Origin of the sequence: Basfia succiniciproducens, assembly GCF_011455875.1 — a bacterium.
GTDB lineage: Bacteria > Pseudomonadota > Gammaproteobacteria > Enterobacterales > Pasteurellaceae > Basfia > Basfia succiniciproducens.
The window spans coordinates 690,423-702,835 of sequence record NZ_CP015031.1 but is presented as its reverse complement, the minus strand read 5'-3'; the positions used below and the strand labels follow the sequence as shown (position 1 = coordinate 702,835).

The window sequence follows — 12,413 nt, the reverse complement described above, 5'->3', positions numbered from 1 at the left end:
AAAGGAAATTTTATGCCTAGAAGATTAACTCAGACTCCTGAAAAAACACATGCAACAATGAAAAATATAGCCTTCGAAAGTCAAGTCGTAACATGGTTACTTCATGATGGATGGCAAGTCTTTACACCTGTTTTAGATAATTGGCATAAAACAGATATTTTAATTTCTGATGGGCAAAAGTACTATCGCATACAAGTTAAAACAATTACTGCAACTAAAGGAAAGAAAAATATAGAAATTGAAAATCACTGGAAAGATATTCATATTGATTATGTAATCTATTTCGCTAGGGAAGGTGAATGGGGTTACATTGCACCAGCATTTTCTGAAGAAAAACGTCTTCTAAAACATGATGAACACAAATTTTTCGAATTAAAAAGAAAAGAATTTTTAACAGCTTTCCATACCATCGCTTAGTCTATAAGGAAATTATATTATGCATTTTCTCATTTTTGCAATTTTTTGCAGTGTTTCCGTTTCAGTTTTATTCAAACTAAGTAAAAAATTTAATGTTGTAACCGAACAAATGATCGCGTTCGGTTACATCACCGCATTAAGTTTAAGCTATTTTTTATTAGCACCGGATTTTAAAGGATTGAGTTTTACGGAATATTTTATCCAGAGCGAAGCCAAACCTATTTTCCTTACCTTGGGGTTACTGCTGCCAATCGGCTTTATCGTTATGTCGAAAGCAGTGGAATACGGCGGAATTGTCAGAACCGACGCAGCACAACGGCTGGCGTTATTCCTGCAAATTATTGCAGCGGTTATTCTTTTTGGCGAAACCCTGAATAATATGCGAGTCGGCGGGGTAATTGTTGCCTTTTTTGCCTTGTTCTGTTTATTGACTAAACCGACAAAATCAATAGAAAATGCACTAAAAGCGGCGTTCGCTTTAGCCGCTGTCTGGTTGATTTGGGGGGTAACCGGTATTTTGTTCAAGAAAATCGCCTTAATGGGCGGCGCATTCCCAACCACATTATTTGTTACATTCAGCATTGCCGCAGTACTGATGTTCACTTATTTGCTTATCAAACGCACATTTTGGAACGCCTCGAGTTTAGTCGGCGGTATTATTTTAGGTTGTCTGAATTTTGGTAATATTTTATTTTATATCTATGCGCATCAATATTTTAAAGAAAATCCAACGATTGTTTTTGCAACTATGGATATTGGCGTTATTTGCCTCGGTATGATTGTCGGCGCATTGGTTTTTAAAGAAAAAATCAGCAAAATTAATATGTTAGGTATTGTGCTGGGAATCACCGCAATTTTATTATTACGGGTATAACTTAATAAGTTGAGAAATTGTAATGACGGATTTTAGCTTTTTTATTTATGATTTTGAAAGTTTCGGGGTAAATCCCGCCGATGATCGCCCGGCACAATTTGCCGGTATTCGTACGGATAAGGATTTCAATATTATTAGTGACCCTGTCATGTTTTATTGCAAACAAACCAATGATTATTTACCTGCACCGGAAGCGGTCATGGTGACGGGGATTACGCCGCAAGAATGTAATGAAAAGGGGATTAGCGAACCTGAATTTGCCGCTCGGATTTTAGCGGAATTCAGCCAACCTAATACCTGTATAATGGGATTTAACAACATCCGTTACGATGATGAAATGACCCGTTATACCTTTTATCGAAACTTTATTGATCCTTATGAATACAGCTGGAAAAACGGCAATTCCCGCTGGGACTTGTTGGATTTGGTGCGTGCCTGCTATGCACTACGCCCCGAAGGCATTAACTGGCCCTTAGATGAAGAGGGAATGCCGAGTTTCCGCCTTGAAAAATTAACCAAGGCAAACGGCATTGAACATGAAAACGCTCATGACGCTATGGCGGATGTTTATGCAACAATCGCAATGGCAAAGTTAATTAAAGAAAAACAACCTAAATTATTTCAGTTCTTCTTTGAAAATCGAGGAAAAAAAGAAATAGAGAAGTGGATTGATACGGCTGAAATGACCCCGTTGGTACATGTTTCGGGAATGCTGGGCAATTACCGAGGGAACTGTACCTGGATAGCGCCATTAGCCTGGCATCCAATCAATCAAAATGCGGTTATTGCATGTGATTTAGCACAAAATATTGATGATTTACTCAATAAAAGTGCGGTGGAATTACGGGAAAATTTATACACCAAAAAAACAGAGCTAGAAAATGACGGTGTGCTACCGGTTCCTTTAAAGCTTGTCCATATAAATAAATGTCCGATTATTGCGCCGGCAAAAACCTTATTACCGGAAAATGCGCAGCGATTGGGAATAGACCGACAGTTTTGCCTGGATAACCTGAAAAAGCTGCAAAAATCCCTGGATATTCGCGACAAAGTAATAGAAGTATTCAATGAAGAAAGAAAATTTGACGATTCGGATAATGTAGAAACCGAACTTTATAGCGGATTTTTCAGCAAAGCCGATAAAAATAACATGGCAATCCTGAGAACATTAGAACCGGAAAAATTGGCGGATTCCGGCTTACAGTTCGAAGATAAACGAATTCCAGACTTATTATTTCATTATAGAGCCAGACACTTTTATAAAACATTAAATCGCGGCGAACAAATAAAATGGCAAAAATACCGTCGGCAAAAATTAGAAAAAAGTGCGGTGCAATTTATGGAAAGTTTACAGCGTCTTGGTGAAGAAAATAGTAATCATCCGGACAAATTAAAACTGCTGCAACAAATTTATGATTACGGAATTAAATTGTTAGCATAATATTATTCCTTTCACATTATTTAATAAGTAAAGCTATTGGAAAGTTAAATCCAATAGCTTTATTTTTTACCTAAATTTCTTAAATGAACATCTTGAAAATCTCTTTACAAATCATTTTAAAATTTAATAAATCATCTTTTTTATTCAAACAAACCGTTCAAAACCCCTTGATTTGTCTTGCTTAATTAGTATTCATACATTGTGTATAAGTCTGTGATTTACTTAATCCGTAGTATTTCCTAACCAGATAACTAATTTCGCATAATGTATATTATGTTAAATAAAGAGTTAATGTAAGTCACATTTCAATACTCTTCTTTAGTCTATAGACGATTTGTAAAAATGAGGTTTAGTTTTGAGATTTTTATTAGGAAATAACCGATAAGAATATTTTTATTTCTAAATTAAAAACCGGTTTGAGTTCCAATAAATATTGGTAAATTAGTTTGGTAACGCTACGTAAAAATTATTATGTGATGTGAATAATCCCTATGTAGATTTTATCCAGCGTTATTTGTTGTTTCTTTAGTCAAATTTACCTTATTTGATTGGTTAGAATTTATTTAAATATTTATTATTAGATATGTATTGCTACTGTGATGTTGTCACAAATTTTATCAACCTATTTTATTTAGGACTTTTATTTCTCAAGATATTCAGCAGTAATTTAATAAATATTAGATAATCAGAATAAGAATGGTTATTATTAAAATAATTAATAAAATTAATAACTTAGGTAAATATCGCTTGCATAACCACTAAATGTGTTTAGAATACTTACTGATTTTTTGATCACTTTTGATATTTTATTAAAGAGGAATTTTTATGTTGAAGAAAGCTATCATTGATAAATTAAATGAACAGATTAATTTAGAGTTCTATTCATCAAATATTTATCTACAAATGAGCGCATGGTGCTCAAACCACGGTTATGAAGGCGCCGCTGCATTCCTGCTTCGTCATGCGGATGAAGAAATGGAACATATGCATAAATTATTTACTTATGTGAGCGAAACAGGCGGATTACCGCTTTTAGGTAAAATTGACGCGCCACAAAATGAATTTAAGTCATTACGTGACGTATTTGAAATAACGCTAAAACACGAGAACTTAGTTACCGCAAAAATCAACGAATTGGTTGAAGTTACTTTTGCCAATAAAGACTACTCTACATTTAACTTCTTACAATGGTATGTTGCCGAACAACATGAAGAAGAAAAATTATTCAACAGCATTATTGATAAATTCAATCTTCTGGGTGAAGACGGTCGTTCGCTTTATTTTATCGATAAAGAATTAGCAACTTTAGATTTAGCATAATTTAGGAGTCGGAAATGTTATCAGCAAACGTAGTTAAACTATTAAACGAACAAATGAATTTAGAGTTCTACTCTTCTAATCTTTATCTACAAATGAGTGCCTGGTGCGATCAAAAAGGTTACACCGGCGCAGCAGCATTTTTGTCCGCTCATGCGGCTGAAGAAATGGCACATATGCGCAAACTCTTTACTTATTTAAATGAAACCGGTTCTACAGCCGTAATTGAAGAGATTGAAGCACCGACACACGAATTTAAATCATTAAAAGAAGTGATGGAATTAACTTATCAGCACGAGCTACACATCACTAGTAAAATTAATGAATTAGTGGGTAAAACATTTGAAGAAAAAGATTATTCAGCCTTTAATTTCCTGCAATGGTATGTTGCCGAACAACATGAAGAAGAAAAATTATTCAACGGTATTCTTGATAAATTTAATCTTGTCGGCAATGAAGGCAAATCTTTATTCTTTATTGATCAGGAATTAGCAAAATTAGCTGCGGATCATTAATAAATGCGTAATCAAATCAAAGCCGATGCAAAAATCATCGGCTTTTTTGTTCTTGTATTTGATTACTCGAATCCATATTTTTATAGCTACAAGTCTTATAACTAAACGCCGCAATTAATATGCACAGCATAATGACGATTTGAATCAGGCGCTTTTTAGTGAGTTTTTCTGCCGGCATTTCACTCTCCTATTTCTATATTTAGTTCTTCTTAATTTGAATAAATAATGGTATGATTATTGAGTTAGATCAATTTTACATGATTTTTATGTAGTATGCCGAAATTTATTGAGAAACAAATGAAAGTGTTAACTCCTGATGCAGCAAAAACAGGTCGTCGTATTCAATCTGGCGGATGTGCCATTCATTGTCAAGATTGCAGTATTAGTCAACTTTGTATTCCATTTACGCTTAACGAGCATGAATTAGATCAACTCGACAATATTATTGAGCGTAAAAAACCTATTCAAAAATCTCAGATTCTCTTCAAAGCCGGTGATGAATTAACCTCACTTTATGCAATTCGTTCAGGTACAATCAAATCTTATACCATCAGCGAAACCGGTGAAGAACAAATTACCTCATTCCATCTTCCCGGTGATTTAGTCGGTTTTGACGCCATTACAAACATGAGCCATCCGAGTTTTGCCCAAGCATTAGAAACGGCAATGGTATGTGAAATTCCATTTGATATTCTTGATGATTTAACGGGTAAAATGCCTAAACTGCGCCAGCAAATGCTACGTTTAATGAGCAGTGAAATAAAATCTGATCAGGAAATGATTCTTTTGCTTTCTAAAATGAATGCTGAAGAACGTTTAGCCGCCTTCATTTATAATTTATCAAAACGTTATGCTGCCAGAGGTTTTTCCGCTCGCGAATTTCGTTTGACTATGACCCGCGGTGATATTGGCAATTATTTAGGCTTAACGGTGGAAACTATCAGCCGCTTATTGGGGCGTTTTCAAAAGCTCGGTATTCTTTCCGTGCAAGGAAAATACATTACTATCAATGATATGGTTCAACTTGTTGAATTATCAGGTACAAATCGAACTAAAATAAAACTTGTCGATTAATAATGAATCCGGTTTAGTCCAACTAAACCGGATTTTTTGTCTCTATATGACCCTAAATAAAAGTTGTCCTAAATCACACTTTTAAAGATTGCTCCTTGTTATTAATAATAATCCGTTCTATGCTTATTAATAATTTTTGGAAAAAATGGAGGTAGTTATGAAGTTTAATAATATACTTGTTATCCTGAATCCTGAGAATGATAAACAGTATGCACTGGCGCGGGCAATACGTTTAGTGAAAGAACAAAAAAGTGATAAACCTGTAAAAGTAACGCTTTTCCTTCCTGTTTATGATTTATCTTATGAAATGTCTGCATTGCTTTCATCTGAGGAACGGGAAGAAATGCATAAAGGCGTTATTGAACAACGTTATCAACAAGACGTTCTTCCTTATATTGAAAAATATCAGGATGCGACAATGATTGAGTTTTCTTCTAAAGTGGTATGGAATAGCAACGAAGCGGAAGCTTTAGTTGCCGAATTAGATGAAAATACCTACGATCTTGTGGTGAAGTACACAAAAGAAGAAGAAAGCTTAACTTCTATCCTCTTCACGCCGATTGACTGGCAATTGCTACGTAAATGCCCGGCACCTATACTAATGGTGCGTGACGGTGATTGGAAACATCAGCGACGCATTCTTGTTGCAGTGAATGTTTCCGGTGATGCCGATTATCATGAAGCATTCAACCAACAACTTGTTGAATTAAGTATGGATTTAGCGGATAACCTGGAACGCGGTAATGTCCATTTGGTCGGAGCCTACCCTCCAACCCCGATTAATATGGCCATTGATCTGCCGGAATTTCATACAAGTGAATATACAAGCGGTGTGCGAGGACAACATCTTATCAATATGAAAGCGTTGCGCCAACGTTTTGGAATTGATGAAGACCATACCCATGTATTAGAAGGTTTCCCTGAAGAAGTGATTCCTGAAGTTGCCGATAAAATCGGCGCGGAATTAGTGGTGTTAGGTACTGTCGGCCGAACCGGCTTGTCCGCAGCATTATTAGGTAATACGGCGGAACATGTTATCAGTAAATTAAAATGTAATTTGCTGGCGATTAAGCCGAATAAAATAGAAGATTAATCGTCTCTCTAAGCGATAAAAGCAAAAGTGCGGTCTATTTTTCCGCACTTTTTGTTTTTTCGCTATTTATTTTTTCATTGTCGTGAGCTTCACGTAATTCTTTCGCGACCAACGCAATCGCCTCTCCGCTGCTCATCCCCTGCTGCATTAGGACTTGAATTTTTTCTACCGCCTGCTGCTGTTGCTCATGGCTTAAGCTTAATAATGCGTTATCAAACATAGATTTTACCTTTAATAAATGATCAGAAACGGGTAATATTACCAACAAATTTGAAATTCTTAAACATAATTATAACAGGAGCGACACAATGCCTTTTAATTTAAAAAATCGTCATTTATTGAGTCTGGTTAATCATAGTCCCCGTGAAATTAAATATTTGCTTGATCTTGCCCGTGACTTAAAGCGAGCTAAATATGCCGGTACTGAACAACCCCGTTTAAAAGGTAAAAATATCGCTTTAATTTTTGAGAAAACCTCAACACGTACGCGCTGTTCCTTTGAAATTGCCGCTTATGATCAAGGGGCTAATGTCACTTATATCGACCCGACTTCTTCCCAAATCGGTCATAAAGAAAGTATGAAAGATACGGCACGTGTTTTAGGGCGCTTGTACGATGCTATTGAATACCGCGGTTATAAACAGGAAACCGTCGAAGAGTTGGCAAAATTTTCCGGCGTACCTGTGTTTAACGGTTTAACCGATGAGTTTCACCCGACACAAATGCTGGCCGACGTTTTAACGATGATTGAACATTCAACCAAGCCGCTAAATGAAATTAAATATGTCTATATCGGTGATGCCCGTAATAACATGGGTAATTCCCTGCTACTAATCGGTGCTAAATTAGGTATGGACGTGCGTATTTGCGGGCCGAAATCATTATTGCCTGAAGAGAATTTCGTTTCGATATGTGAAGAAATCTCAAAAGAAACTGGTGCCCGTTTAACTGTAACGGATGATATTGATCTTGCTGTTAAAGATGCGGATTTCGTACATACGGACGTTTGGGTTTCGATGGGCGAACCTATTGAAGCCTGGGGCGAGCGAATCAATTTATTAATGCCGTATCAAGTGAACACGGATTTAATGAAACGCACGGGAAATCCGAATGTGAAATTTATGCACTGCTTGCCGGCATTTCATAACTGTGAAACCAAAGTGGGGCGTGAAATTGCAGCCGCCTACCCTAATCTGGCAAACGGCATTGAAGTTACCGAAGATGTGTTTGAATCGCCAATGAATATTGCCTTTGAACAGGCGGAAAACCGTATGCATACTATCAAAGCCGTGATGGTTGCTTCACTGGCTTAATATAAATTTACGGGTGCCAATATGGCACCCTATTTTTTGAAACTTATAGAATTTAATCTTTATTAAGTCCCTTCGCCTTTCAGGCTCTTCCCGGCTTGCTGCGGAAAGAAAAGCGAATTTATCCGCTTACATCAAAATTTTCAATTTTTTAACCGCACTTTTATCTTTCTTACCATTCAAACAATGCCATCAATTTTTTCCATTGTTCGTCAAGTCCGGCGGTTATTTCAATTCGTTGCCGTTTTATCGGATGAATAAAACTCAGTTTTTCAGCGTGCAGCATTAACCGGCTTACTTCCGTGTGTTCCGTCAACGTTCTGTTCTGGTGCAAATCGCCATATTGAGTATCACCTAAAATAGGATGAAAAATATGTTTCATGTGACGACGTAACTGATGTTTACGCCCAGTATGCGGTACAAGCCGCACCAAAGCATAACGGGATGTGGCATAACGTGGTGTTGCATAAGGTTTTTCAACGGTTTTTAAACCTTCATAATCCGTCACGGCAGGTTGCGGAGCTTTATCTTCCTGAGCAAATTTATCCGCAATCTTGTCTAATTGGATTTTTAACGGATAATCGATACGTTCGCTACCCGTCAAATAACCCCGAACAACGGCTAAATAGCTTTTTTCAACCTGCTTGGTTTCAAATTGCTGACATAAAAGATTAGCCGTTTCACTACTTAAAGCGAATAACAGTACGCCTGATGTAGGACGATCCAAACGGTGAATAGGATAAACCAACCGTCCTATCTGATCCCGCAACGTTTGCATAACGAACTGCGTTTCATGGCGGTCTAACCAACTTCGATGAACCAGCATACCCGCCGGTTTATTAACCGCTACGATATGTTCATCCTGATACAAAATCTCTAACATGAATCAGCTCTTTTGCAATAACTGCTCAATTTCAATGATCGGGCTTAATAACAAACTCAGATTGTCCGTTTCCTTTAAAGCTTCTTCAATATAAGGGGAAATAGCAATCTGAGCGGGCAATTCTGTGCCGCTTTCCAACAATGCATACATTCTCGGAATAAAAATCCACTGTAACCATTCCGTAGCGGTCATTCTGTCAATAGCAAAGGGTTCCGTGCTAAGAAACGCCTCCTCCGCAGGCGGTACGGTTTGCCATAAATCCAAGGATTGCATCGCAAATTGAAGTTGTTGCAGATGTTTTTTCGTTTGAAGATGAATTGTCAAAATAGACCTCTAGTTGGTTATAGGTTATGATGGCGATTATTTTAAACAAATCTTGGCATAAACACGAAGAAAAATGTATTTAGTTGAAGTTTTTTTCAAAAATATTAATGAAGACAATCTTCCTCAACAAATTCCTTTAATAAATCAACTCATTGATCAATGGCGTTATAACGGGCAAATTATCGGTAGGGAAATTCCCGTTTTTGTTGCCAATCAGGAAAACGAACGGGGGCTTGCAACTCGTGTAATTTGTCCCGAACAGCAAAGTTTATTGCCTGAATACAATAATGCGGAAGTCAATCGCTGTTTGGCAAATATCGAAAACTGCGGTCTGATTTTGCATAGTTTTCAGATTGTCGGTGAAGATTTAAATTCCGATATTACCTACGAAGATAAAAAACCTGACTGGCAAATTCTTTACACCACCTATTTACAAGTTTGTTCGCCGTTACACAGCGGAGACCGGCTCGCCCCTATTCCACTTTATAAGCAATTAAAAGATGTGCCGCATTTAAGTATGGATGTGATTAAATGGCAGGAAAACTGGCAAGCCTGTGATCAGTTGCAAATGAATGCAGTTGCTTTGGAATCGCAGGCTCTACGGGAAATTTCCGATATTAACAGCCGGGTTTTTAAGCACGGTTATTATCTGACTAAGGAAATTGAAGAACATACGGGCGTGCCGACCTACTATTATCTTTATCGTGTAGGCGGCAAAAATTTAGCCTCAGAAAGTGCGCGCCACTGCCCTATTTGCCATGGCGATTGGAAATTAGCCCAACCGCTTTTTGACCAGTTTCATTTTAAATGCGATCACTGCCGCTTAGTATCGAATATCTCATGGAATTTTTTATAAATATTTTATAAAGTTAAGGAAAAACAATGGATTATAAAGATAACAGTTTAAAAACATTAAAACTTGGGCAAAAAACCGATTATATCGCTAATTATGACCGCACTTTGCTACAACCCGTTCCCCGCGCATTGAATCGTGACGGTTTAGGTATTACGAAGCAACAACCTTTTTCCGTCGGAGCGGATATTTGGACCGCTTATGAAATTTCATGGTTAAATATCAAAGGATTACCGCAGGTTGCTATTGCCGATGTGGAAATTGATTACCGCTCAACCAATTTAATTGAATCCAAAAGTTTTAAGCTTTACTTAAACAGCTTTAATCAAACAAAATTTAGCGATATGAACGAAGTTCAGCGTACGATATCCGAAGATTTAAGCATTTGCGCCAAAGGAAATGTTCGCGTTCAATTGCATTCGCTAAGTAATTATAGCCATGAGCGCATTGCTGATTTTGCAGGAGAATGCCTTGATGAGCTGGATATTGAAATTAGCGATTACGGTTTTAATGCGGAAATTCTGCAAAATTGTACCGTACTTTCAACAGAGATTGTCGAAGAAACCTTAGTGAGCCATTTACTGAAGTCAAATTGTTTAATCACCAGCCAACCCGACTGGGGTTCCGTGCAAATTCATTATCTGGGTAAACGGATTGATCATGAAAAATTATTGCGCTATCTGGTTTCCTTCCGTCAGCATAATGAATTTCATGAACAATGCGTGGAACGGATTTATTGCGACATTATGAAATACGCACGCCCTGAAAAATTAACGGTTTATGCTCGTTATACTCGTCGTGGCGGATTGGATATTAATCCTTTCCGTTCTAATTTTGAGGCGATTCCGCAAAATTTACGCCTGGCAAGACAATAAAAATATAGGAGATATTATGTCAACCAGCCATTATGTCAGCCCGAAAGGCAGCATGGATCAACTTTCCCATATGGAAATTGATCTCCTTACAAAAAGAGCGCAAAGCGATTTGTATAAGCTGTTTCGCAACAGTTCTCTTGCCGTATTAAATTCAGGCGCAATTAACGATGATAGCCGGGCGTTACTAAATAAATACCCGAATTTTGAAATCAGCATAATTTGCAAAGAGCGGGGAGTGACCTTAAAGCTGGATAATTCGCCGGAAAGCGCGTTTGTTGATGACAAAATTATCCGCAACATTCAATACAACCTATTTGCCGTGTTGCGCGATATTTTATTTGTGAACGCATTGATGCAACGGTTCGGCTTAGATGCGGAACGAGGCAATAGCTTTATTACAAATCAAGTGTTTTCTATTTTACGTAATGCCAAAGCACTCAGTTTAAATGAAGATCCAAACCTGGTAGTTTGCTGGGGCGGACATTCCATTAATCAAACGGAATATGCTTATTGTCGTGCTGTTGGCTTGGAATTAGGTTTACGTGAATTAAACATTGTGACGGGTTGCGGCCCCGGCGTTATGGAAGCACCGATGAAAGGAGCGGCAATCGGTCATGCTAATCAGCGGTATAAACAAAGCCGTTTTATCGGTATCACCGAACCCTCGATTATCGCATCGGAGCCGCCAAACCCGATTGTAAATGAATTAATCATTATGCCGGATATTGAAAAACGTCTTGAAGCTTTTGTACGAATGGGACACGGCATCGTAATTTTCCCGGGCGGCCCCGGCACATTTGAAGAATTCATGTTTATTTTAGGAATTAAATTAAACCCTGAAAATCGGGCGCAAAAATTACCTTTGATTTTAACGGGGCCAAAAGAAAGCGCCGATTATTTTGCCACGATCGATCGTTTTGTATTGGATACTTTAGGCGAAGAAGCACAATCGCTTTATACCATTATTATTGATGATGCGGTTGCCGTTGCTCGCCATATGAAAGCAGAGATGGTTGAAATTAAAGACTTCCGTTGTAAAATTTCCGACAGTTTTAGTTTTAACTGGTCATTAAAAATCGAACATCAGTTTCAACAACCGTTTTTACCGACCCACGAAAACATGGCGAATTTAAATCTGCATTTAAATCAGTCTACGGTAGATTTGGCGGCAAATTTACGTTGTGTATTTTCGGGCATTGTAGCGGGTAACATCAAACCGGCGACACAGGATCAAATTGCCGAAAAAGGGAAATTCCAACTCTACGGCGAACCGCGTTTAATGGAAAAAGTAGATAATCTGTTACAGGATTTTATTGTTCAACATAGAATGAAATTGCCGACGGATGAGGCCTATGAGCCTTGCTATGAAATCTGTAAATAAAAGTGCGGTCAAAAAAATAATATTTTTTATCCGTAAAATGATAAGGACGCTTTTTT

General features: G+C 37.5%; 14 protein-coding genes. 11 read left to right on the top strand and 3 right to left on the bottom strand.

The window, feature by feature from the left end:
• Positions 1-12: 12 nt before the first annotated feature.
• The 7 genes from A4G13_RS03210 to uspE all read left to right on the top strand — a co-directional run bounded on the left by A4G13_RS03210 (position 13) and on the right by uspE (position 6,731).
• A complete protein-coding gene (locus A4G13_RS03210; RefSeq protein ID WP_090653646.1) occupies positions 13-417 on the top strand; it encodes a group I intron-associated PD-(D/E)XK endonuclease in 405 nt (134 codons plus the stop codon).
• Positions 418-436: 19 nt separating this feature from the next.
• Positions 437-1,291 (top strand): EamA family transporter, encoded by an 855-nt coding sequence (locus A4G13_RS03205; RefSeq protein WP_090653644.1) that lies wholly within the window; start codon positions 437-439, stop codon positions 1,289-1,291.
• A 22-nt stretch (positions 1,292-1,313) separates the two neighbouring features.
• Entirely contained in the window at positions 1,314-2,732 is a 1,419-nt protein-coding gene (sbcB, locus tag A4G13_RS03200; RefSeq protein ID WP_090653642.1) for an exodeoxyribonuclease I, read from the top strand.
• 825 nt (positions 2,733-3,557) lie between these two features.
• Complete coding sequence (gene ftnA, locus A4G13_RS03195; RefSeq protein ID WP_011200255.1) at positions 3,558-4,052, top strand: non-heme ferritin; 495 nt, start codon at positions 3,558-3,560, stop codon at positions 4,050-4,052.
• A 14-nt stretch (positions 4,053-4,066) separates the two neighbouring features.
• Entirely contained in the window at positions 4,067-4,564 is a 498-nt protein-coding gene (ftnA, locus tag A4G13_RS03190; RefSeq protein ID WP_090653641.1) for a non-heme ferritin, read from the top strand.
• 297 nt (positions 4,565-4,861) lie between these two features.
• On the top strand, positions 4,862-5,638 hold the full coding sequence (locus A4G13_RS03185) for an FNR family transcription factor (RefSeq protein WP_041640185.1): 777 nt from the start codon (positions 4,862-4,864) through the stop codon (positions 5,636-5,638).
• A 157-nt stretch (positions 5,639-5,795) separates the two neighbouring features.
• Complete coding sequence (gene uspE, locus A4G13_RS03180) at positions 5,796-6,731, top strand: universal stress protein UspE (RefSeq protein WP_011200251.1); 936 nt, start codon at positions 5,796-5,798, stop codon at positions 6,729-6,731.
• Positions 6,732-6,765: 34 nt separating this feature from the next.
• On the opposite strand, the gene A4G13_RS03175 is transcribed toward uspE, so the two are convergent.
• A complete protein-coding gene (locus A4G13_RS03175; protein ID WP_090653638.1) occupies positions 6,766-6,951 on the bottom strand; it encodes a YoaH family protein in 186 nt (61 codons plus the stop codon).
• Between the two features lie 88 nt (positions 6,952-7,039).
• Here A4G13_RS03175 and A4G13_RS03170 point away from each other — a divergent pair, with 88 nt between their 5' ends.
• The gene (locus tag A4G13_RS03170) at positions 7,040-8,044 is read left to right on the top strand and encodes an ornithine carbamoyltransferase (RefSeq protein ID WP_011200248.1); all 1,005 of its coding nucleotides are present in this window, start codon (positions 7,040-7,042) and stop codon (positions 8,042-8,044) included.
• 169 nt (positions 8,045-8,213) lie between these two features.
• Here A4G13_RS03170 and truC read toward each other — a convergent pair whose 3' ends face one another.
• Both truC and A4G13_RS03160 read right to left on the bottom strand, forming a co-directional pair.
• Entirely contained in the window at positions 8,214-8,924 is a 711-nt protein-coding gene (truC, locus tag A4G13_RS03165; protein ID WP_090653637.1) for a tRNA pseudouridine(65) synthase TruC, read from the bottom strand.
• Between the two features lie 3 nt (positions 8,925-8,927).
• Complete coding sequence (locus tag A4G13_RS03160) at positions 8,928-9,242, bottom strand: YqcC family protein (RefSeq protein WP_041640184.1); 315 nt, start codon at positions 9,240-9,242, stop codon at positions 8,928-8,930.
• A 79-nt stretch (positions 9,243-9,321) separates the two neighbouring features.
• Between A4G13_RS03160 and A4G13_RS03155 the strand changes: the two genes are divergently transcribed.
• The 3 genes from A4G13_RS03155 to ppnN are packed head-to-tail and all read left to right on the top strand — an operon-like array spanning position 9,322 to position 12,357.
• Positions 9,322-10,104 carry a Zn-ribbon-containing protein gene (locus A4G13_RS03155; RefSeq protein WP_090653636.1) on the top strand — a complete coding sequence of 261 codons (783 nt, stop codon included), beginning with the start codon at positions 9,322-9,324 and terminating at the stop codon, positions 10,102-10,104.
• Positions 10,105-10,130: 26 nt separating this feature from the next.
• The gene (gene queF, locus A4G13_RS03150; RefSeq protein ID WP_090653634.1) at positions 10,131-10,976 is read left to right on the top strand and encodes an NADPH-dependent 7-cyano-7-deazaguanine reductase QueF; all 846 of its coding nucleotides are present in this window, start codon (positions 10,131-10,133) and stop codon (positions 10,974-10,976) included.
• 16 nt (positions 10,977-10,992) lie between these two features.
• The gene (gene ppnN / locus A4G13_RS03145) at positions 10,993-12,357 is read left to right on the top strand and encodes a nucleotide 5'-monophosphate nucleosidase PpnN (RefSeq protein WP_090653632.1); all 1,365 of its coding nucleotides are present in this window, start codon (positions 10,993-10,995) and stop codon (positions 12,355-12,357) included.
• Positions 12,358-12,413: the final 56 nt, after the last annotated feature.

Coding starts and splice junctions, on each gene's coding strand:
- A4G13_RS03210 (WP_090653646.1), top strand. CDS start 13: ATGCCTAGAAGATTAACTCAGACTCCTGAAAAAACACATGCAACAATG.
- A4G13_RS03205 (WP_090653644.1), top strand. CDS start 437: ATGCATTTTCTCATTTTTGCAATTTTTTGCAGTGTTTCCGTTTCAGTT.
- sbcB (WP_090653642.1), top strand. CDS start 1,314: ATGACGGATTTTAGCTTTTTTATTTATGATTTTGAAAGTTTCGGGGTA.
- ftnA (WP_011200255.1), top strand. CDS start 3,558: ATGTTGAAGAAAGCTATCATTGATAAATTAAATGAACAGATTAATTTA.
- ftnA (WP_090653641.1), top strand. CDS start 4,067: ATGTTATCAGCAAACGTAGTTAAACTATTAAACGAACAAATGAATTTA.
- A4G13_RS03185 (WP_041640185.1), top strand. CDS start 4,862: ATGAAAGTGTTAACTCCTGATGCAGCAAAAACAGGTCGTCGTATTCAA.
- uspE (WP_011200251.1), top strand. CDS start 5,796: ATGAAGTTTAATAATATACTTGTTATCCTGAATCCTGAGAATGATAAA.
- A4G13_RS03175 (WP_090653638.1), bottom strand. CDS start 6,951: ATGTTTGATAACGCATTATTAAGCTTAAGCCATGAGCAACAGCAGCAG.
- A4G13_RS03170 (WP_011200248.1), top strand. CDS start 7,040: ATGCCTTTTAATTTAAAAAATCGTCATTTATTGAGTCTGGTTAATCAT.
- truC (WP_090653637.1), bottom strand. CDS start 8,924: ATGTTAGAGATTTTGTATCAGGATGAACATATCGTAGCGGTTAATAAA.
- A4G13_RS03155 (WP_090653636.1), top strand. CDS start 9,322: ATGTATTTAGTTGAAGTTTTTTTCAAAAATATTAATGAAGACAATCTT.
- queF (WP_090653634.1), top strand. CDS start 10,131: ATGGATTATAAAGATAACAGTTTAAAAACATTAAAACTTGGGCAAAAA.
- ppnN (WP_090653632.1), top strand. CDS start 10,993: ATGTCAACCAGCCATTATGTCAGCCCGAAAGGCAGCATGGATCAACTT.